The 17,651-nt window shown below is 51.0% G+C and carries 16 protein-coding genes and 1 tRNA gene; 11 read left to right on the top strand and 6 right to left on the bottom strand.

All coding sequences use genetic code 11. The features are described 5' to 3' along the window. The first annotated feature begins 4 nt into the window (after positions 1–4). Both MNO13_RS20850 and MNO13_RS20845 read left to right on the top strand, forming a co-directional pair. A complete protein-coding gene (locus MNO13_RS20850; RefSeq protein ID WP_241939209.1) occupies positions 5–466 on the top strand; it encodes a phage tail protein in 462 nt (153 codons plus the stop codon). Next, a complete protein-coding gene (locus tag MNO13_RS20845) occupies positions 466–1,629 on the top strand; it encodes a phage late control D family protein (protein WP_241939208.1) in 1,164 nt (387 codons plus the stop codon). The genes MNO13_RS20850 and MNO13_RS20845 overlap by 1 nt, the downstream gene beginning before the upstream one ends. Positions 1,630–1,673: 44 nt before the next feature. Here the strand turns inward: MNO13_RS20845 and MNO13_RS20840 are convergent, their stop codons facing one another. Next, the gene (locus MNO13_RS20840) at positions 1,674–2,087 is read right to left on the bottom strand and encodes a hypothetical protein (RefSeq protein WP_241939207.1); all 414 of its coding nucleotides are present in this window, start codon (positions 2,085–2,087) and stop codon (positions 1,674–1,676) included. Between the two features lie 99 nt (positions 2,088–2,186). Here MNO13_RS20840 and MNO13_RS20835 point away from each other — a divergent pair, with 99 nt between their 5' ends. After that, positions 2,187–2,405 (top strand): DNA-binding transcriptional regulator, encoded by a 219-nt coding sequence (locus MNO13_RS20835; protein WP_115630999.1) that lies wholly within the window; start codon positions 2,187–2,189, stop codon positions 2,403–2,405. Between the two features lie 144 nt (positions 2,406–2,549). Here the strand turns inward: MNO13_RS20835 and MNO13_RS20830 are convergent. The 4 genes from MNO13_RS20830 to rpsU form a co-directional block, all read right to left on the bottom strand. Next, positions 2,550–2,626, bottom strand: a tRNA-Ile gene (locus MNO13_RS20830). A gap of 184 nt (positions 2,627–2,810) precedes the next feature. Beyond that, a complete protein-coding gene (gene rpoD / locus MNO13_RS20825) occupies positions 2,811–4,649 on the bottom strand; it encodes an RNA polymerase sigma factor RpoD (RefSeq protein ID WP_064540155.1) in 1,839 nt (612 codons plus the stop codon). A 154-nt stretch (positions 4,650–4,803) separates the two neighbouring features. Then, on the bottom strand, positions 4,804–6,549 hold the full coding sequence (gene dnaG, locus MNO13_RS20820; RefSeq protein WP_064540153.1) for a DNA primase: 1,746 nt from the start codon (positions 6,547–6,549) through the stop codon (positions 4,804–4,806). Positions 6,550–6,715: 166 nt separating this feature from the next. Beyond that, positions 6,716–6,931, bottom strand: coding sequence for a 30S ribosomal protein S21 (rpsU, locus tag MNO13_RS20815; RefSeq protein WP_001144069.1), 216 nt, complete (start codon positions 6,929–6,931; stop codon positions 6,716–6,718). Between the two features lie 247 nt (positions 6,932–7,178). Here rpsU and tsaD point away from each other — a divergent pair, with 247 nt between their 5' ends. Further along, positions 7,179–8,192: a tRNA (adenosine(37)-N6)-threonylcarbamoyltransferase complex transferase subunit TsaD gene (gene tsaD, locus MNO13_RS20810; protein ID WP_064540151.1), complete on the top strand. Its 1,014-nt coding sequence runs from the start codon at positions 7,179–7,181 to the stop codon at positions 8,190–8,192. A gap of 34 nt (positions 8,193–8,226) precedes the next feature. Here tsaD and plsY read toward each other — a convergent pair whose 3' ends face one another. Next, on the bottom strand, positions 8,227–8,844 hold the full coding sequence (plsY, locus tag MNO13_RS20805) for a glycerol-3-phosphate 1-O-acyltransferase PlsY (RefSeq protein WP_064540149.1): 618 nt from the start codon (positions 8,842–8,844) through the stop codon (positions 8,227–8,229). 107 nt (positions 8,845–8,951) lie between these two features. Here plsY and folB point away from each other — a divergent pair, with 107 nt between their 5' ends. The 7 genes from folB to ptsP all read left to right on the top strand — a co-directional run bounded on the left by folB (position 8,952) and on the right by ptsP (position 17,523). Continuing rightward, the gene (folB, locus tag MNO13_RS20800; RefSeq protein WP_064540147.1) at positions 8,952–9,320 is read left to right on the top strand and encodes a bifunctional dihydroneopterin aldolase/7,8-dihydroneopterin epimerase; all 369 of its coding nucleotides are present in this window, start codon (positions 8,952–8,954) and stop codon (positions 9,318–9,320) included. Positions 9,321–9,424: 104 nt separating this feature from the next. After that, positions 9,425–10,243 (top strand): undecaprenyl-diphosphate phosphatase, encoded by an 819-nt coding sequence (gene bacA / locus MNO13_RS20795; RefSeq protein WP_241939206.1) that lies wholly within the window; start codon positions 9,425–9,427, stop codon positions 10,241–10,243. Positions 10,244–10,391: 148 nt separating this feature from the next. Then, positions 10,392–10,895, top strand: a complete 504-nt coding sequence (locus MNO13_RS20790; RefSeq protein ID WP_064540142.1) for a hypothetical protein — start codon at positions 10,392–10,394, stop codon at positions 10,893–10,895. Further along, a complete protein-coding gene (locus MNO13_RS20785) occupies positions 10,877–11,191 on the top strand; it encodes a PTS fructose transporter subunit IIB (RefSeq protein WP_064540140.1) in 315 nt (104 codons plus the stop codon). Before MNO13_RS20790 ends, MNO13_RS20785 begins: the two co-directional genes overlap by 19 nt. Then, on the top strand, positions 11,184–12,305 hold the full coding sequence (locus MNO13_RS20780) for a PTS fructose transporter subunit IIC (protein ID WP_064540138.1): 1,122 nt from the start codon (positions 11,184–11,186) through the stop codon (positions 12,303–12,305). The genes MNO13_RS20785 and MNO13_RS20780 overlap by 8 nt, the downstream gene beginning before the upstream one ends. A gap of 136 nt (positions 12,306–12,441) precedes the next feature. Further along, positions 12,442–15,030 carry a glycoside hydrolase family 38 N-terminal domain-containing protein gene (locus tag MNO13_RS20775; protein WP_241939205.1) on the top strand — a complete coding sequence of 863 codons (2,589 nt, stop codon included), beginning with the start codon at positions 12,442–12,444 and terminating at the stop codon, positions 15,028–15,030. Positions 15,031–15,042: 12 nt separating this feature from the next. Next, positions 15,043–17,523, top strand: coding sequence for a phosphoenolpyruvate--protein phosphotransferase (gene ptsP, locus MNO13_RS20770; RefSeq protein WP_241939204.1), 2,481 nt, complete (start codon positions 15,043–15,045; stop codon positions 17,521–17,523). Positions 17,524–17,651 lie beyond the last annotated feature (128 nt).

Here is a 17,651-nt window from a genome sequence, read left to right as displayed (position 1 = left end):
CACCATGATGCTTGCCCTCGGCATGTTTGTTTTTCAGTTACAGACGCTGCCTTATCAGAGCCTGCAACGGGATGTGGATTATCGCTGGCCGTCGAACAGCCGCGTCGGCCTGCGACCAGCGATGCAGTTCCTCGGCGTGAATGAGGAAAAAATTGTCCTTAGCGGAAGTCTGTTGCCGGAAATCACCGGCGGCAGGCTGTCACTGCTGGCACTCAACCTGATGGCGGATGAGGGGCGCGCCTGGTCGCTGCTCGATGGCAGCGGCACCATTTACGGCATGTTTGTGATTAATTCAGTCAGCGAAACCCACAGCGAGTTTTTTGCCGACGGCTCAGCCATGAAAATTGATTTTACCGTCAGCCTGACCCGCGTGGATGAGTCGCTGACGGCAATGTTTGGTGATATTGAGAAGCAGGCCGAAAGCCTGGTCGGGAACATGCAGAGTAAAATCGGAGGGTTATTTTAATGCTGACCGGAATGACACTGGATGCCGGGGCAAGCATGGCACCGGCGTTTATGCTCACCCTCAACCAGCAGGACATTACTCGCAATATCAGCGACCGGTTGATTAGCCTCAGCATGACGGACAATCGTGGCTTTGAGGCTGACCAGCTCGATATCGAACTCGATGACACTGACGGCCTGATTGAGTTGCCGGTGCGCGGCGCAGTCTTGTCACTGTTCCTCGGCTGGCAGGGTTCGGCGCTGCTGGGGAAAGGCCTGTTCACGGTCGATGAAATTGAGCACCGGGGTGCACCGGACACCCTGACCATTCGTGCGCGCAGTGCAGATTTTCGCGGCACGCTCAACTCACGCCGCGAGGCGTCCTATCACGACACCACGCTCGGGGAAGTGCTCAACACTATCGCCAGCCGTAACAAACTGACCGCCAGCGTTGCCCCGCAGTTCGCCGGAATTGCCATCCCGCATATCGACCAGACGCAGGAGTCCGACGCGAAATTCCTCACCCGCCTGGCAGAACGCAACGGCGCGGAGGTATCAGTCAAGGCCGGTAAACTGCTGTTTATCAAAGCCGGTGCCGGAGTTACCGCCAGCGGCAGACCTATTCCGCAGATGAGCATCGAGCGCCGCGACGGTGACCGTCACCAGTTTGCGATTGCCGACCGTGGGGCTTATACCGGCGTGACCGCCAAATGGCTGCACACCAAAGAGCCGCAAGAGCAAAAGCAGCAGGTCAAACTCAGGCGTAAGGCCAAACCGCAGAACCTGCGCGCGCTCCAGCACCCGAAGGCCAAACCGGTGAAAGCGAAGAAAGCCGCGAAGGAAAAGGAAGCGCGCGAGGGCGAGTATATGGCCGGTGAGGAGGATAACGTGTTTGCGCTCACCACCATTTACGCCAGCAAGGCACAAGCGATGCGTGCGGCTCAGGCCAAATGGGACAAACTGCAACGCGGGGTGGCGGAGTTTTCGATTAGCCTCGCGATGGGGCGCGCAGATCTTTACCCGGAAACACCAGTCATTGTGTCAGGCTTTAAGCGCGTCATCGACGAGCAGGCATGGACGATCACTAAAGTGGTGCACTCACTCAGTAACAGCGGCTTCACGACAACCTTAGAGCTTGAGGTGAGGTTAAAAGATGTTGATTACGACGCAGATAATGAAGATTAACTAAAACAACCCGCTTTTGCAGCAGGTTGTCAGTTTTGTGGTAGTTACTTGAGGCTGCCTGTAAACAAATGGGTTTTTGAAAGCATCAGTGTTTTTGCATCAGTTGGTGATAGATCCCCCATTTCCTTACATGTATTAAGTGGGGTCTCGAGAGAGTAGCCAGTCGCTTTAAATTGATTAGTGATATGCAGGTATTTTACTCCGACCAGATATGAAGACGGAGCATCTTTAGTCCATATTGAATTACAGACTCCAGTTTTTATAACTAAATCGTAAATCTCAGGGGTAATGCTGCGACTCGGGAGGGCGACTAAAACACCTTCTTTCTCAGCTGTAATCTCGACAGGTTGCCATGGGGCGAGGTATTTGTTCAGGACTTTAGTGTTTACGTTCTGGGCTAGGGCAGAGGAGGAGATGACTAACATTGAACCCAGAAGGGTAAGTTTAATCGGTGACATAAAACGTCCTTATCTTGAGAAAATATCAAAATTCAAAATTCACAATTAATGAATTAAGGTGTACTATTTATTCACTTATTGGGAGTTTTGGGGGTGATTATGTTTCATTGTCCACAGTGTCAGCACGCAGCACATGCGCGTACAAGCCGCTATCTTAGTGAGAATACTAAAGAGCGTTATCACCAATGCACTAACATAAATTGCAGTTGCACTTTTGTAACAATGGAGTCCGTAGAGCGATTTATCGTCACTCCGGGCAAGGTAAATCCTGCGCCGCCACATCCATTACCAACCGGTCAGCGTCAGCTGTGGATGTAATAGAACCCGCTTGGAGCGGGTTTTTTTATGTCTTTTTTATGATGGCGATAAAAATCTACCGCCATTCTATCGCCATCGAAAATCAGAAACAAAAAAGCCACTTCGTTAAAAGTGGCTTAATCATATGATTTTAAAGCTAAAATTTGGTGGCCCCTACTGGACTTGAACCAGTGACCAAGCGATTATGAGTCGCCTGCTCTAACCAACTGAGCTAAGGGGCCGTGGCGCAGGATTATAATGTAACTCTGGGCTGCAATCCAGTGATTGCGTGACATCTGCCGCTTTTATAATCAAAGCCTAATCAAACTCTTATATTTCCCGCTTCTGATATTTTGCTCAGCTATTGTTAGCGGGCAGAAATAAAAAAGCCCTCGCGATGGAGGGCTCTTGAGAAGGGCGATGTGATTAGTCGTCCAGGAAGCTACGCAGTACTTCAGAGCGGCTTGGGTGACGCAGTTTGCGCAGTGCCTTCGCTTCGATCTGACGGATACGTTCGCGGGTAACGTCGAACTGTTTGCCCACTTCTTCCAGCGTGTGGTCGGTATTCATGTCGATACCGAAACGCATACGCAGAACTTTCGCTTCACGCGCTGTCAGGCCCGCCAGAACGTCGTGAGTTGCGTTACGCAGGCTTTCAGACGTTGCAGAGTCCAGTGGCAGCTCGAGGGTGGTATCCTCGATGAAATCACCCAGATGCGAATCTTCATCGTCGCCGATTGGCGTTTCCATGGAGATAGGCTCTTTGGCGATCTTCAGCACTTTACGGATTTTGTCTTCCGGCATTAACATGCGTTCAGCCAGTTCTTCCGGCGTTGGCTCACGACCCATCTCTTGCAGCATCTGGCGCGAAATACGGTTGAGTTTGTTGATAGTCTCAATCATATGCACCGGAATACGGATGGTACGCGCCTGGTCAGCGATAGAGCGAGTGATAGCCTGGCGAATCCACCATGTGGCGTAAGTCGAGAACTTATAACCACGGCGGTATTCAAACTTATCAACCGCTTTCATCAGGCCGATGTTACCTTCCTGAATCAAGTCGAGGAATTGCAGACCACGGTTGGTGTATTTCTTGGCGATCGAAATAACCAGACGTAAGTTTGCTTCCACCATCTCTTTCTTCGCACGACGAGCTTTCGCTTCACCGATGGACATACGACGGTTAATGTCTTTAACCTGCTCGATAGTCAGGCCGGTTTCTTCTTCAATCTGTTGCAGTTTCTGCAAGCTGCGATGAACGTCGTCAGCAACGTCATGCAGTTTTTCAGACCACGGCTTGTTCATTGCGATAGCGGCTTTGAACCAGGTTTCGCTGGTTTCGTTGCCGGTGAACAGTGTGATGAAGTTTTTCTTCGGCATTTTGCACTGTTCAACACACAATCTCATGATCAGACGTTCTTGCGTACGAACGCGGTCCATCATGACACGCATGCTGTTTACCAGGTAATCGAATTGCTTCGGTACCAGGCGGAACTGTTTGAAGACTTCAGACAATTGCAAGATTTCAGCGGCAGAGTCTGCGTGAGCACGGCCTTTCGCTTTAATCGTGTCGCGAGTTCTTTCGTACTGCGTGCGCAGTTCGCCAAATTTCTCACGAGCGAGTTCAGGGTCGATGCTGTTGTCATCGTCCGCGTCGTCGTCGTCGTCTTCCTCATCGTCACTGTCACTGTTTTCTTCGGTGGTCAGTTCTGAGCCAATGTGAGTGGCGGTAGGGGCAAGGTCTTCTTCTGCATTCGGGTCAACAAATCCGGTGATCAAATCAGACAGACGTGCTTCTTCTGCTTCGACGCGGTCATACTGCTCAAGCAGATAAGTGATCGCTTCCGGGTATTCGGCAACGGAGCACTGCACCTGGTTGATACCGTCTTCGATACGCTTAGCGATATCGATTTCACCCTCACGGGTTAACAGCTCAACGGTACCCATTTCACGCATGTACATGCGAACCGGGTCAGTAGTACGCCCGATTTCGGATTCAACGCTGGACAGAACCTGTGCAGCAGCTTCTTCCGCATCTTCGTCTGTGTTGTTTGAGTTTTCAGCAAGCAACAGGTCATCGGCGTCAGGTGCTTCTTCCATCACCTGAATGCCCATGTCATTGATCATTTGGATGATGTCTTCGATCTGATCAGAGTCGACGATATCTTCCGGCAGATGGTCATTGACCTCGGCATAGGTCAGATAGCCTTGCTCCTTGCCCTTGGTAACAAGAAGTTTAAGCTGTGACTGCGGGTTTTGCTCCATAAGACGGTATCCACACTTCAGTATTAGGGTTGGTGTCGGTCGGCGAAACCGCCAACAATAACGTAACGAGGGCTGACTTATTTTATTGCCGCTGCCCATCCTTGCGGCGTTCGGGTTTGACCCGATCAATGTTCGGCAGTTAAGCCGATAATAATTACTTTTTCGCGCGTGATTCTGTTATCACACGGACTTCCTCACGCTCCGCAGGCGTTAGCCCTGTAGTTCTGGAACGTGCCATCAATTCTTCAAACCTCAATTCCAGCACTGAATCAAACATGTGTTCGAGTGCGTCGTTGAATGTTTTTTCTGCAATGTCCTTATCTGCTATATCGTCCCATGAAGAGAGTTTTTCAAGGGTGGCGGCTTCTTCTGTACCGCGATATAGCTCTAAAAGCTGCCCGGTGGTTAAACCCGGTTGTGCCAGACAGGTGTTCACCAAATTGATAAACAGTGTCAGCCCTGGCAACTTAGCCTGCTCCAGACCGTTTAGCGGTGGCACATTCGGTGCCAGCTCTGGATTCTGCACCAGCAGTCCTATCAGTATACGCATGGTTGTGCGTTTTAGCTGTGGGGCTGGGCGCGGCGTGCTGTTTTCCGCAAGCTTTGGCATCAATTTTTCAAGCTGGCTATCGTCCAGAATGCCCAGTTTGTTACCCAGCTCCTGACGCAGATAAATGCGCAAAGTTTCACCAGGTACCTGACTAATCAGGGGTAATGCAAGAGTACTCAGTCGCGCTCGGCCATCCGGTGAGCTCAAATCGACCTGCGGCATCAGGCTGTTAAAAAGAAACGTAGAAAGCGGCTGAGCATGTTCCATGCGCGCTTCAAATGCTTCTTTGCCTTCTTTGCGCACCAGCGTGTCGGGGTCTTCACCGTCAGGCAGGAACATAAAGCGCAACTGACGGCCGTCCGTCATATAAGGTAGTGCAGTTTCCAGAGCACGCCATGCGGCATCTCGCCCTGCGCGATCCCCGTCATAACAACAGACAACGGTATCAGTCACCCGGAACAGCAACTGGATATGGTCGGCAGTGGTTGAGGTGCCCAGTGAGGCAACGGCGTAAGAAATACCGTATTGCGCCAACGCCACCACATCCATGTAGCCTTCCACAACTAACAAACGTGCGGGTTCGGGCTGGCTCTGTTGAGCTTCATACAGGCCATACAACTGGCGGCCTTTATGGAAAATATCGGTTTCCGGGGAGTTCAGGTACTTCGGCAGGGCATCGCCCAGCACTCGGCCACCAAAACCAATTACCCGGCCTCGCTTGTCGCGGATGGGGAACATCACCCTTTCGCGGAAACGGTCGTAACTACGTCCCTGATCGTTAGTGACCAACATACCCGCATCCGTCAGTGCTTGACGGTTTTCGGTATTACCACCAAAACGTTTTAAAACGTTATCCCAACCGGGAGGGGCGTAGCCGATGGCGAAATGTTGAATAACTTCGGAGCTTAAACCGCGCTGTGCCAGATACTGACGAGCAGGTTCAGCCGATTGTTGAGCCAGGGATTGTTGATAAAAGGCGTTTAAGCCATCCATTAATTGATAAAGACTTTGCCGTTGATGACGCTCAATCTGGCTCGGTCCGCTACCTGCTTCGTAAGGCACTTCAAGATTGTGCATTGCCGACAGTTCTTCAACGCTTTCGACAAACTCAAGCTTGTCATAGTTCATTAAAAAATCGATGGCGTTGCCATGTGCCCCACAGCCGAAGCAATGGTAAAACTGTTTTTCACCGTTTACGGTGAAAGAGGGGGTTTTTTCGTTATGGAACGGACAGCACGCATGATAGTTCTTGCCCTGCTTTTTGAGCTTAACACGGGCATCAATCAGATCGATGATGTCGGTGCGAGCCAGCAAGTCATTGATGAATACACGTGGAATTCGTCCAGCCATAGGCCCCGTTTGGTACTCGCTTTCTTTCAATATTGCGATAAAACCGCGACATGAAAGAGCAGGAAGTATGTCAGTTCATGAACGAAAATAAGCCGCGCATTCCTTTCGGAAGCACGGCCTTTACAACTACTACTAGTCTGTTTTGGAGGATTGAGCCTCCAGAAAATTAGTACAGACGAGTGCGGCGTGCGTTTTCGCGAGCCAGTTTCTTCGCGTGACGTTTCACAGCAGAAGCTTTAGCGCGTTTACGTTCGGTAGTCGGTTTTTCATAGAACTCACGACGACGAACTTCCGCCAGAACACCTGCTTTCTCACAAGAACGCTTGAAGCGACGCAGTGCTACGTCGAATGGCTCGTTTTCACGTACTTTAATTACCGGCATTAACTCTCACCTTTGATAAATTCGGTTTGCCGCTGACTTAGGCGTCAGCTATTTCAAAATGGTGCGGAATTTTACTGCAACTACTGCTGCTTTGTAAAGCACCGGACAACCAGAAACCTGGCTTTTAAGGCCGGAATCTTCCAGGGGTGCGGATTATACACCACCGTCGGCCAATAGGTGAGCATTGTTTTACAATAAGCCCCCATGAGCTTAAACTTCGCGCCAAGACTTTGAGGTAGAGACCGCCATGCGAGTACTGGGTATAGAGACTTCCTGTGATGAAACCGGCATCGCCATTTATGACGATGAAAAAGGGTTATTAGCTAATCAATTGTATAGTCAGGTGAAACTGCACGCTGACTATGGCGGCGTGGTGCCGGAGCTTGCTTCCCGCGACCATGTTCGCAAAACAGTGCCATTGATTCAGGCAGCATTAAAAGAAGCAGGATTAACCGCAAAAGATATTGACGGTGTCGCCTATACCGCAGGGCCTGGTTTGGTCGGTGCGTTGTTAGTCGGCGCAACAATTGGTCGCTCGCTGGCGTTTGCCTGGGATGTTCCTGCTGTGCCGGTTCATCATATGGAAGGGCATTTATTAGCGCCGATGCTGGAAGAAAATCCACCTGAGTTCCCGTTTGTCGCCCTGCTGGTTTCCGGCGGTCATACACAATTGATTAGCGTGACGGGAATTGGGCAATATGAGCTTTTAGGTGAGTCTATTGATGATGCTGCCGGTGAAGCCTTTGATAAGACTGCCAAACTATTGGGGCTGGATTATCCTGGCGGCCCAATGCTGTCAAAAATGGCATCACAAGGCACTGCGGGGCGCTTTACTTTCCCACGCCCGATGACTGACCGCCCAGGTCTTGATTTCAGCTTCTCCGGCCTGAAAACGTTCGCGGCGAACACTATTCGCGGCAATGAAGCCGATCCACAAACCCGTGCAGATATCGCTCGCGCATTTGAAGATGCGGTTGTCGATACGCTGGCGATTAAGTGTAAACGTGCGTTGGATCATACTGGCTTTAAACGCCTGGTAATGGCTGGTGGCGTCAGTGCAAATCGTACTCTGCGTACGCGTATGGAAGAAATGATGGCAAAACGCCGTGGGGAAGTGTTCTACGCGCGCCCAGAATTTTGTACTGATAACGGCGCAATGATTGCTTATGCTGGCATGATTCGTTTGAAAGCCGGAACAGCGGGTGAATTGAGCGTGACTGTGCGCCCTCGTTGGCCGCTGGCTGAGTTACCTGCTGCGTAAAGGTTCACCAGAATCATTAGAAGGGAGTGAGAATTCACTCCTTTTTTTTGTCTTTATTTCTGCGCAGTTTCTTCCAGATTTTGGCTTCCTGCCCACGCCATAAACGTTGAATGTTGTCGTGGTGGCGCATCAAAATCAGGCACGACAGCATGGCAACCGGGAAGGTAAATTGCGGTTTGAACCACCAGACATAGAACGGCGCAATCAGAGCGCTGATAATCGCCCCTAAAGACGAATAACCGCTCAGTAATACGCTCAACAGCCAGGTTCCCGCCATTACGCCGGTTAAATCCCAGCCGATGGGAGCGATAGCACCAAAAGCCGTCGCAACGCCTTTACCGCCGTGGAAATTGAAGAATACAGGCCAGATATGCCCGATACAGGCTGCGATAGCGATAAGCCCCAGCCAGAACGGTGTCACGCCTAGTGCGTAAGCCGCCCAGACGGGTAGCATTCCTTTAAGAACATCAAAAATCAGTACCGCTACGGCAGCGCCTTTGCCGCCAATGCGTAAGACATTGGTTGCTCCAGGATTGCCAGAACCGTTTTGTCGTGGATCAGGAAGACCGGCAACTCGGCAAACCAGGATGGCGCTAGAAATTGAGCCGCAAAGATACGCAAGCAGGATCATGACTGGCGCGATTGCACTCATAACGCTGTTCCATTTTGAAAGTGTCGTTGTATTCTCTGCATCTGTGGATAATACGCATATTTCGCCGGAAGTGGTATCTGGCGTGACTAAAAACCGGGCAGGGCGTGATGGATATTGTATTTATAGAGCAACTCACTGTAATCACCACAATTGGTGTTTACGACTGGGAACAAACGATCTCACAGAAACTGGTCTTCGATATCGAAATGGCATGGGATAACCGCCAGGCTGCCAGCAGTGACGACGTAAAAGATTGTTTAAGCTATGCCGATGTCAGCGATGCAGTCATCAGCCATGTTTCGGGTGGCCGTTTTGCATTGGTTGAACGCGTGGCTGAAGAGGTTGCACAACTGCTACTCACTCGCTTTAACTCGCCGTGGGTACGTTTAAAAGTCAGTAAACCAGGTGCGGTTGCGCAGGCCGCCAATGTTGGTGTAGTTATCGAGCGTGGCATTAATCTTAAATTAAGTCATTAGGTTCATATTGGCTAAACCAAACAGGCGTAGCTTAGTCAAAACTGTCATCTTTTCGCGGCAGACGCCGCTTTTTTTCTGTGTGTTTTGGGGTTAGAGGATTTTTAATGAGCGATCTGCACTCGTTAGTTATTGCTGCAATTCTTGGGGTTGTCGAAGGGTTAACGGAGTTTTTACCCGTCTCATCCACCGGTCATATGATTATTGTTGGTCACCTTCTGGGATTTGAAGGTGACACGGCGAAAACGTTTGAAGTCGTTATCCAGTTAGGTTCGATTCTGGCGGTTGTGGTGATGTTCTGGCGCCGTCTGTTTGGGCTTATCGGTATCCACTTTGGTCGCCAACCTCACGAAGGTACCGGAACCGGGCGTTTAACGCTGATTCACATTCTGCTGGGCATGGTGCCTGCAGTAGTGTTGGGGCTGGTTTTCCATGACATGATCAAGTCGCTATTTAACCCGGTAAACGTCATGTATGCGCTGGTGGTTGGTGGTGTGCTACTGATTGCCGCTGAGATGTTCAAACCGAAGGTTCCGCGTGCCGAAGGTGTGGATGACATTACTTATCGTCAGGCTTTTGCGATTGGTTGTTTCCAATGCTTAGCGCTGTGGCCGGGCTTCTCGCGCTCAGGCGCCACGATTTCAGGTGGTATGTTAATGGGCATCAGCCGTTATGCAGCCTCTGAGTTCTCGTTCCTGCTGGCGGTGCCAATGATGATGGGTGCGACCGTGCTGGATGTTTATAAGAGCATCGGTTTCTTAACCATGGCTGATTTGCCAATGTTTGCCGTTGGTTTTATGACAGCATTTATAGTTGCGTTGGTTGCCATTAAAACGTTCCTGCAACTGATTAAACGTATTTCGTTCATTCCGTTCGCAATTTATCGATTTGCGGTCGCAGCAGTGGTTTATTTCGTATTCTTCTAATATTAACCACTAATAACAAAAGCCACTTTAATTAAGTGGCTTTTTTATTCCAAATATTTGGTTGATTAGAATAACGGGAATTGTGCGAGCAATCACATTTACTCCACAGGTTAATGACTATTATCATGCGCTCAAGACTGGAGGAAATATGTACGTCATAGTCCACCGATTAATCAGTTACTGCTTTTACTGCCTGCTGGGGAAATTCAGCAGCGTGAGGTCATTGCTGAGTGGACTTTGCTGTTTCAACTCCGTTCAATCACTTAGTGTTGCCGAAGAATACCCGCAGGAAAATAACGAAGATGAGTTTTCTGGCGGCTGGTCACGCTTGTGGGATTGTGCTGGCGAGAGCCTGTTTACCTTATCCAAACGCCCACAAACCCCACTCGTTTCCAACACTGTAAATACCACTATTCAGGCCCAACTAGTGGCGCAACTTCGCCATGAACTGGCATTTAGCTACACCACTCGCAGTGCGCACCAGTTGCTGGTGTGCCACCGTTTGAGTGGCGAGTCCGATGCGAATTCAGATTCACATAACAGACTGTTTTACTGCTTAAAAAGCACAATGCGCCTTATCGCCATTGTGCTTTTTTTATTGTCTGTACCCGCCCATCTGAGAGAGGAATCACTATGTACATCGTTTGTGTAGCTGCATGTCCGACTGGCGTTGCTCATACCTTCATGGCCGCCGAAGCTCTGGAAATCACTGGCAAAAGCCGTGGGCACGAAATTAAAGTCGAAACCCAGGGCAGTATGGGGTCGGAAAATGAAATTACCGCGGAGGATCTGGCGCGTGCCGATGGTGTAATCATCGCCGCTGATGTGGCCATTAACAACAAAGAGCGCTTCGATGGCATGCTAAAGCTGGAATGCAGCGTGGCAGACCCGATTAAGTTTGGTGACGCCGTCTTTGATGCCATTGAGCAGGAGATCAATAATGGCTAAATTTCAGGGTGGCGGGGTGAAATCCTCTACCGGGACGGAGGTGAAAAACGCCATTATGACCGGTGTGTCATACATGCTGCCGTTTGTCATTGCCGGTGCCGTCATTATGGGTATTGCCCGTATCGGTGCATCGATGTATGGCATTGATAACATTTGGGATGCCAGCCACGAACAGGCCGCAAGCCTGGTGGTGCAGATGCTGCATAAGTTCGATGGTTTTGGCGGCCTGGCGTTGTCATTAATGCTGCCGATTGTGGCAGGTTACATCAGCTTTGCGATTGCCAATAAACCGGGGATTGCACCAGGTATGGTCGGCGGCCTGTTAGCCAGCAACCTCGGCACCGGCTTTCTTGGTGCGCTGGCGGCGGGTTTTGTCGCCGGTTACGTGGTCCGCATGCTGACCGCAAAAATAAAACTGCCACGCTCGCTGGCCTCTGCTGGGCCGATTTTCATTCTCCCCGTTGGCGGCACGCTGCTGACCTGCATCATTATGGCGTTTGTGATTGGCACGCCACTGGCGGCGCTCAATCGCGGTATGGAAGCGTGGCTGCTGGCGATGTCCGGCACTAACAAAATTATTCTGGCCGCAGTGGTCGGTGGCATGGTGGGCTTTGACCTTGGCGGCCCGGTCAATAAAGCCGCAGTTACCACCGCAATGGCACTGCTGGCCTCGGGGATTTACGACCCCAACACCGCGGCACAAGTGGCGATAATTATCCCGCCGATTGGCCTTGGCGTCGCAACTCTTATCTGGAAGCATCGCTTCCCAGAATCTCTGCAAGAAGCGGGCAAAGCCTCAACGTTAATGGGCTTGATTGGTGTTTCAGAAGGGGCGATCCCTTTCGCCTTAGCCAATCCAAAGATCATCATTATCAACGTGGTCGGTACAGCGACAGGGGCGGCGATGGCGGTTGGTTTAGGGGCGGTAAACCATGCGCCAATTTCCGGATTTTACGGTTGGTTAGCCGTTGATGGCTGGCCGGTTTACATCCTGTCTATTGCCGTAGGTTCAGCAATTGTCGCAATGGGTTCGCTGCTGGTGTTCAGTCAGTCGACACCTTCGGGCAATAAAGTAGAAAAAGCAGCTGCACCTAAATTTAAAGTGAGCCGTTAGACTTTTATTTAATGGTTTGCTGATAGCGCAGTAATAAATATCAATGAGACTCATCAGTCTCAGGGTTTCCTGTATTTAAAATAAAGTCATGGCAGCTGGGTTAAATATGCAGTCATTGTCATGATGAGGTTGAAATATGAAAATTGTTCATCTGGTACAACATACCCATTGGGATCGCGAGTGGTATTTCACTGAGAACGATTCAAAAGCGGTACTTTATTATTTTATGGACGATCTTTTTCAGCGTCTGGAAGAAGATAAAACCTTAGGGCCATTTGTTCTCGATGGGCAAACGGTGGTTATAGAAGATTACTTGAGTGTTGCGCCTCATCAGGAAACCCGGTTACGACAGTTAATAGAGCAGGGGCGTATTGTGATTGGCCCGTGGTATACACAGAGCGATTTTCTGGTGGTTGGTGCGGAATCAATAACCCGAAACTTATTGCTCGGCCACGCCGACTGCCAGTGTTTCGGTGGCACAATGCCAATCGGTTATGTGCCTGATTCTTTTGGGCAAAGTGCACAACTGCCGATGTTTTTGCAGCAATTTGCGATCGACTACGCCGTTATCTGGCGCGGCTGGAGCGAACACAATGTCGCGCATAGCGAATTTAGCTGGCAGGCCGCCGATGGCAGCAAAGTCACCACCGCCGTGTTGCCGTGGGGCTATGGTTGCGCCAAATGGCTGCCTGACAATCCCCAAACGGCCCAAAAAACGCTGGAACCGATACTGGAAAAACAGACGCGTTTCTCCCTCACCGACCACGTTTTGCTGCCCAACGGTAACGACCAGTCGCCGTTTGAATATCGTGTTCCGGCAATGCTCGAGCAGCTTAACCCACAGCAGGATGACTACCGCTTTGTGCGCAGTAGTTTCAGCCAGTTTTTCCAGGCGCTGGAAAGCGCCAACGTGACTCTGCCGGTTTATCAGGGCGAGTTTCTCAGCCCGAAATATATGCGTATTCATCGCGGTATTTTCTCGACCCGCATCGACATCAAGCAACTTAACGCCCGCCTGGAACGGACGCTGAGCCAGCATCTGGAGCCGTTGCTGGCAGTCAACTGGCGCCTGGGCCTGCCGTATCCGCAACATGCCGTCGATAATATCTGGCGTGAAGCGATGAAATCCCACGCCCACGACAGCATCGGTGGCTGCAATTCAGATCGGGTTAACGCGATGGTCAAAAATCGCCTTGAATCGGGTCTGGAAATGGCGAACCAGTTGATTGACCTGAATATGAAGATGCTGGCTGAAGGGATCACAGCGCAGCAAGATGGCAAGAAAATCATCATCTTCAATGCGCACCCGCAGATGAGTGCCGGGCTGGTCGAGCTGACAATATTCACACCGGAACAAGATTTCCGCGTGGTCGACAGCGAAGGCAAAGAGTGTCGCTGGCAGATTGTCGAAGAAGGCCGCCAGGATATGTCGACTATCGTTCAGGAGTTATCAAACAGCACCGAAACCACCTGGTATCGCAAATGTTGTTTGTTGCTGGAGGTCGCCAATATTCCTGCCTGTGGCTATCAAACGTTGTATCTGCAAGAGGGTATTAACGCAGGCTTTGAGCAGCAGGCTAAATCGATAAACAAACTGGAAAACGCCTGGCTGCGTCTGGAAGTGGACGAGCAAGGCATTTTGACGTTAACCGACAAGCGCAGTCAGCAGAGCTATCACAATATTCTGCAACTGGTTGATGGCGGCGATGCAGGCGATAACTACAACTATTCGCCGCCGTTTGATGACTGGCTAATCAACAGTAATGGCTTCCTGGCGTCAATCAGCGGCACACAAGGGGCGCTGCAAAGTGCGCTGACGCTAAGCTGGAAAATAGCGGTGCCGCAGGATCTGGCGGCTCGCCGTGAACAGCGTGCGGATGCCGTACTCGATATCACCATGACCATCACGCTTGCCGACAGCAACGCCTGGCTGGATGTGGCAATTAGCGTCAATAACACGGTGCGCGACCACCGCTTGCAAGTGCTACTGCCGACCGCGGCTCAAAGTCATATTCATTTTGCTGACCAGCCGTTTGGCCTGATTGAGCGCCAAAACTTGCCGTCGGAAATGGCGGTCTGGCAGGACGAGCAATGGACCGAAGCGCCGGTGGCGCTCTACCCGATGCAAAGCCAGGTGATGATGTATGACGCTCAGCGGGGATTGTGCACGGTGACTGAAGGGTTGCGTGAATATCAAATCCCGCAAAACAGGCAAGATGTGATAGCGGTGACCTTGCTGCGCAGCGTCGGTTGGCTCGGGCAGGCCAATATGTCTTACCGTCCAGGGCGTGCGTCCGGTATGGTTTTGCCTTCGCCTGATTCGCAAATACAGGGCATGCACCACTTCAAACTCAGTGTACTGGCGATGAATCACGGTGCGGATAACGCATTCTGGCGCAACGTTGAACGCGCGCGCGGCAACCTTCATGCGTGGCTGGCTACTGGCTGGTCGCGTTTTCGCACTAATCCTCATGGCCGCACTTTCCCGCCTCATTTCAGCGTCTTAAGTTGGGATACCGAACTGCATTTCAGCGTGCTGAAAAAAGCTCAGCATCGCGATGCGCTGGTGGTGCGTGGCTGGAATCCCTCAGCTCAACCGCTGCAGCGTGGCGTGCCTGAAACCCACGGCGAAATCATGCCAGCAACGCTTGCGGAAACCGCACTGGAAGCTCAGCCAGACACGGTGCCAACGTGCGCGCCGGCGACTTTTGTCATCACATTTTAGGGCGGGAAACACATGTTAACCCTCAACTTTATTTGTACTTTGCCTAACGGCATCCATGCTCGCCCGGCAAGCGAAATAGAACAGCGCACACAACCTTTTTCGGCGTCGATTACGCTTATCAACTTCAGCAAAAAGACCCAGGCCGATGCGAAAAGCGTACTGGGCATGATTGGTGCCGATATTACTAACGGCGACTCGTGCCAGTTTCTGATTGAAGGTGGCGATCAACAGGCAGCCTTTGAGGTGTTGCAGGCTTTTATGCGTGATGAGTTTGCCGATTGCGATGAACCGCTGGCTTTCTCACTGGAAACCCACTCACAGCCGTTGCCGGTATTTATAGAACATGCGGGCGCGGAGTATGTGCGTGGTAACGGAGTGAGTAAGGGAATCGGGCGCGGTGTGCCGGTGCATATTAATTGCGTCGATCTCCATGAATTGTCGCGCCATGAACCTGCCGCTGACCTCGTACATCAGCATCAGCAACTGTGTGATGCCTGGGTTTTAACGAAGAATATGTTAGCCGAGTCGGATAGCGGTGCTGCGCAGGTGTTAGCCGCACAGCTTAAATTGCTGAGCGATCCAGCATTTAAATCCTGCTTGCTGTCACATACCTCGGCGCGCAATGCGTTGCAGGCCATCGCATTGACGGTGCAAACACTGAGCGAGTCTTTGCTGAAAAGCAGCAGCCAATATTTGCGTGAAAGGGTGATCGACATTCGCGATCTTTGCCAGAGCATTGCCGCAAATGTGCTGGGGCGGCCACTTGAAATTCAACTGACGCTCACCGAAGACAGCATCGTGATATGTAGCGGCGTACTGACGCCAGGGCAGTTCCTGCGACTGCGCAACCCACATCTGCAAGGCATAGTGATGGGCGATGGCGGTGAAACGTCCCACACCGTGATTCTGGCGCGGTCATTTGGTGTGCCGTTGTTGTGCGGAGTGACGCAATCTGAGGCACTCGTGCGTAGCGCCAGCATGATGATTCTCGACAGCCGCCACGGTGTGCTGGTGGCCAATCCCAATGCCGCAATGGAAAGCTGGTATCGGCTGGAAACCGAAAAGCAGCAGGCGATTACGGCACGCAGTGCATCGCTGTGCGGGCAACAAGTTACGACGGTGGATGGCACATCGGTGAGCGTGCTGGCGAATATTGCCCTGGCTGTTGAAGCGCAGGAGGTGTTTAGCAAAGGCGCGGATGGCGTCGGCCTGTTCCGCACCGAAATGCTCTTCTGTGAACGCAGTCTGCCACCTGATGAAGAAGAACAATATCAGGCGTATAGCGAAGTGTTGCGTGCGGCGAAAGGCAAAAAAATCACCATTCGTACACTGGATATCGGCGGCGATAAACCTTGTGATTTTCTCGATTTACCCAAAGAAGAGAACCCATTCCTCGGCTATCGCGCAGTGCGCATGTATCCGCAATTTCATGAAATATTCACCACACAAGCGCGAGCTTTACTCAGATCGAGCGCGGTTGGCCCGCTAAATATTATGGTACCGATGGTGGCCACGCTTCAGGAAATTCAGTGGTTACACAGCCAGTTCCACCATGTCGCGCACACCTTGCAGCAAGAAGATATCTCCGTCGGCGAATGGCATCTCGGCATTATGGTTGAGGTGCCATCTACGCTTTATTTACTGGAAAAAGCCGCGAAATACCTCGATTTTGTCTCTATTGGTAGCAATGACCTTACACAGTACTTCCTGGCGTGCGATCGCGGTAATACACAGGTGCGTCACCTTTACGATTATCGCAACCCGACGTTTTTGGCACTTATGCGTGATATTACGCAACGTGCGCAGGCCGCCGGGCTGGCGATTAGCTTGTGTGGCGAAATGGCCGCAGATAAGCAAATGTTGCCGCTGCTGATTGGAATGGGATTAACGCAGTTAAGCATGGCGGTGGGAGCTATCACGCCGTGTAAGGAAGCGCTAACTTCGCTGGATATTGCGCAATGCCAACAACTCTTTGAAACAGCGATTGCCAGTGAGAGCGGCGAACAAGTGCTGGAACTTGTTGAGCAATTCATGCGAGCACAGTCGCAAAAAACGGTGCTGGCGGCGGAGTTGGTGTTGCTGGATAAAAGTGTGTCCAGCAAAGAAGAAGCCATCAAATTACTGACTGATAACCTTGAAGTGCAGCAGCGTGTCGTTTCCGGAGCACTAGTGGAAAGGGCTATCTGGGATCGCGAAACCGTGTTTTCTACCGCACTCGGATTTTCAGTGGCGATTCCACATTGCAAATCAGCGCATGTATTGCACAGCAGTATTTCGCTTTTGCGGTTAAATGCGCCATTGAATTGGGGCGAAGATGTTGATGTGAAGCTGGTCATTATGCTGACAGTGAGCGAACAGGAACAAGATAATCACATGAAGATTTTCTCGCGCCTGGCTCGCAAATTGATGCACAGCGAATTCCGCGAACCGCTTCACACGTTGTCGAATGCTGCCGCGATCACCGAACTTTTAGCTATTGAACTGGCACTTTAACGGACTATAGCGAAATGAGCCTGTCCCATTAGACTATTTGTTTCATGAATGTATTTTGAAGTGTAATGGGATTATTTATCTCTGTTTTTTGTAGAGTAAATAACATAAGGAAATAATAAATCTTGCTA

The sequence above is a fragment of the Buttiauxella ferragutiae genome, from assembly GCF_022637515.1.
Classification (GTDB): domain Bacteria; phylum Pseudomonadota; class Gammaproteobacteria; order Enterobacterales; family Enterobacteriaceae; genus Buttiauxella; species Buttiauxella ferragutiae.
The sequence above is the reverse complement of the archived record's forward strand: the minus strand, read 5'-3'. Positions and strand labels throughout refer to the sequence as shown.

Coding starts and splice junctions, on each gene's coding strand:
- ptsP (WP_241939204.1), top strand. CDS start 15,043: ATGTTAACCCTCAACTTTATTTGTACTTTGCCTAACGGCATCCATGCT.
- folB (WP_064540147.1), top strand. CDS start 8,952: ATGGATATTGTATTTATAGAGCAACTCACTGTAATCACCACAATTGGT.
- MNO13_RS20780 (WP_064540138.1), top strand. CDS start 11,184: ATGGCTAAATTTCAGGGTGGCGGGGTGAAATCCTCTACCGGGACGGAG.
- MNO13_RS20850 (WP_241939209.1), top strand. CDS start 5: ATGATGCTTGCCCTCGGCATGTTTGTTTTTCAGTTACAGACGCTGCCT.
- rpsU (WP_001144069.1), bottom strand. CDS start 6,931: ATGCCGGTAATTAAAGTACGTGAAAACGAGCCATTCGACGTAGCACTG.
- MNO13_RS20775 (WP_241939205.1), top strand. CDS start 12,442: ATGAAAATTGTTCATCTGGTACAACATACCCATTGGGATCGCGAGTGG.
- rpoD (WP_064540155.1), bottom strand. CDS start 4,649: ATGGAGCAAAACCCGCAGTCACAGCTTAAACTTCTTGTTACCAAGGGC.
- MNO13_RS20840 (WP_241939207.1), bottom strand. CDS start 2,087: ATGTCACCGATTAAACTTACCCTTCTGGGTTCAATGTTAGTCATCTCC.
- bacA (WP_241939206.1), top strand. CDS start 9,425: ATGAGCGATCTGCACTCGTTAGTTATTGCTGCAATTCTTGGGGTTGTC.
- plsY (WP_064540149.1), bottom strand. CDS start 8,844: ATGAGTGCAATCGCGCCAGTCATGATCCTGCTTGCGTATCTTTGCGGC.
- dnaG (WP_064540153.1), bottom strand. CDS start 6,549: ATGGCTGGACGAATTCCACGTGTATTCATCAATGACTTGCTGGCTCGC.
- MNO13_RS20835 (WP_115630999.1), top strand. CDS start 2,187: ATGTTTCATTGTCCACAGTGTCAGCACGCAGCACATGCGCGTACAAGC.
- tsaD (WP_064540151.1), top strand. CDS start 7,179: ATGCGAGTACTGGGTATAGAGACTTCCTGTGATGAAACCGGCATCGCC.
- MNO13_RS20790 (WP_064540142.1), top strand. CDS start 10,392: ATGTACGTCATAGTCCACCGATTAATCAGTTACTGCTTTTACTGCCTG.
- MNO13_RS20785 (WP_064540140.1), top strand. CDS start 10,877: ATGTACATCGTTTGTGTAGCTGCATGTCCGACTGGCGTTGCTCATACC.
- MNO13_RS20845 (WP_241939208.1), top strand. CDS start 466: ATGCTGACCGGAATGACACTGGATGCCGGGGCAAGCATGGCACCGGCG.